Consider the following 2,359-nt stretch of genomic DNA (forward strand, 5'->3'; position numbering starts at 1 on the left):
GGCTTGTTTCATTGTGGTCCGCGCCAGAGTCTCCGCATAGACGTCCGCGGGAAGCGTCACCTTACGAGAAATTGTCTGCTTGCCCCAGCTGAGCGTTCCATCAGGAGCGACCTTGACGATTTTCCGGACCTGACCCGTGTTGTCGAAGGGGATGGACTTCCCCCAGCCTGCCCGTATCTTTTCCGCAAGGGCCTCTTGGATCTCTGGGTAGGAAAGGCCGGTTTTCAGTCCATTTTTGATGACATCTGTCATCTCGTTGCCGAGAGCGCCGAATGTCTGGTCAAGGTGAGGCCCCAGTTTCGCGATGATCGGGTCCAGGGCCTGGCTCCCTAAAGGAGCTCCAGGCATCCCAATCTCTTTGCCTGCACGTTCATACCCCAAGAAAAATGAGGTTAAGATATACTGAGACAGAGAAGTGATCAGTTTTTCTTTCGCCTGATCCGTCCGGTTTTGAATGAACTCGATTAGCGAATTAAGGATGATGTCGTCGGAGGTGGACATTGTTCACCTCACAGACCCAGAACATCCAGGATATCCTCCCGCATGGCCTCGATTTCCTGTTTGAACTGCTCACGGGCCGGTGCTGCGGACCGTAGGACCGGTTTCGGGATCCCGGCCTGCGCCGCCAAGTGAGCGATGAGGGGAGCCATGACGTTTTCATAACTGCCATTGGGTAATTTCTGAATAGCCGGTGAGTGGATAAGCTCAATGAGAGCGGCTGCCCGTGCAGATGCCGGGTCCTGCCCAGCGGAGGGCTGTTGAGGATCCGCAGGGGCCTTCGGCGCTGTTGGTGCTGGGGGAGTCTGAATCGCTGCGATCTCGGCTTTCGTCAGGGGATATCCCATGTTATCCAGGAAGCGGATCAGGACCGATGCCGGGAGGTATGGCAGCAGCGGTGCGATAAGTGTCGATTTCTTGACCTTATCATCGATTGACAGGTCCTCGAATACGAACCAGGCTGACCCTTCCTCGTATCCTTGGGATTTCAGCCATGGGTTGATTAACAGGTCCTCCAGGATCTCCGCTATGCGCTGACGCTCCGGTGCCAGGTCCCGTTCAAAGAAGTCCAATTGGATCTCGCCAACGCTGCGATTGCTGCTGCCAGATTCAGTGAAGGAGTCCGCGAAACCCATTGAAGCGACAAACTCGTCTTCTACGTGATCCTGGGCCTTGGCTACAGACATGGGATTGCCTGAGGGTGCAACGATAGATACATCCATGGGGTCCGGATCCCCTGCAGTAGCACGGCCACGGAAAAAGAAATCGAAACCGGCCCGCATACCGCGTTTCAGTTCACGTTTGATCTCATCGCGTTTATCCCAGAGGTTATTCGGGATCACAAACTTGTGCTTCGGGTCTCCGTGTCGACGGGCCATAATGGCCTGGTCTCGCTCGATACCGAGCTTGTTCATGATCACAACGTAATTCTGCCGAGTGAGGGCCAGACCGTCTTGCCAGCGTGGACTGGGATATCGTGCGAGGTAGATCAGCTCTTCAGGGAAGAAAAACACCGTGGGGTCCCCGTCACCATCTGGATCTGTGACCATCCCGGACGGGCCATATGCCCCGTAGTTCTGGATATATCCAATGATATTGAACCCGGTACCTGCTTTGAGTGTCAGCCCGTATGCAATTTGTTTGACCCCTTTCCTCGACTTCAGGTACTCCTTTAATTCGGTCACGTCATTGGCATTGTCACGGAATATCCGGACCGATGGAGGATAGATAAAATCCAGCCGTATGAGGTCTTTCGCCCGACCAAAGGCATCTAGGGACCTGAACGGCTCAAGAAAGACCCTGCCATACCCTTCATAATCCATGTAAAATTGGATCATTGCCGTTGACAGGTGCATCTTCCGCGCAAATGCATCGAGGGCGTCCTGCTGCGTTTTGTCGTCACTAATAAGCCGGCCGCACATCGCGTTTTTGGCACGTGACTGGATGATCCGTGCAATCTTTCCCTGACCGATAGCCCATTCGCACCACTGGTCCCAGCCCCCTGAGGGGACAAACGTCGGATCGTAGACTGCCGTCCGGTGTCGGTCCTCGAAATCGTCGTCATCGTCCCTATTATCATCGTTGAGATGCAAGTCCATGGTATCGACAGGAAGACAACCCCGTCGGTTGGTTTGCGTGCTCCGCCCCCCCCGTGTGATCGCGAGCAGGGTCTTATCCTTGAAGCGTGAGGAAATGAGGTCCGCTATTCCCATGCAGCGACAGTTCGGGAAAAATGGGTATAAAGAAAAGTCAGATGAAAACCCCTTCCGAATATTCTGCCGGAATATACTTCTCGGTGTCCTGCAGCATCACGTATGCATAACTCGCAACATCAACCTGGTCATCGTGCGGGGCGTTCGGG

General features: G+C 54.4%; 2 protein-coding genes. Both read right to left on the minus strand.

The window, feature by feature from the left end:
- The coding region (locus tag CW742_RS10745) for a hypothetical protein (protein WP_292420254.1) at window positions 1-348 on the minus strand (348 nt) is incomplete at its 3' end.
- 161 nt (window positions 349-509) lie between these two features.
- Window positions 510-2,096, minus strand: coding sequence for a hypothetical protein (locus CW742_RS10750; protein WP_292420256.1), 1,587 nt, complete (start codon window positions 2,094-2,096; stop codon window positions 510-512).
- Window positions 2,097-2,359 lie beyond the last annotated feature (263 nt).

The organism is Methanoregula sp. (genome assembly GCF_002835825.1).
GTDB lineage: Archaea > Halobacteriota > Methanomicrobia > Methanomicrobiales > Methanospirillaceae > Methanoregula.

What these genes read in the sequence shown, in the direction of transcription:
- CW742_RS10750 (WP_292420256.1), bottom strand. Translation starts at nt 2,096, where the DNA reads ATGGACTTGCATCTCAACGATGATAATAGGGACGATGACGACGATTTC.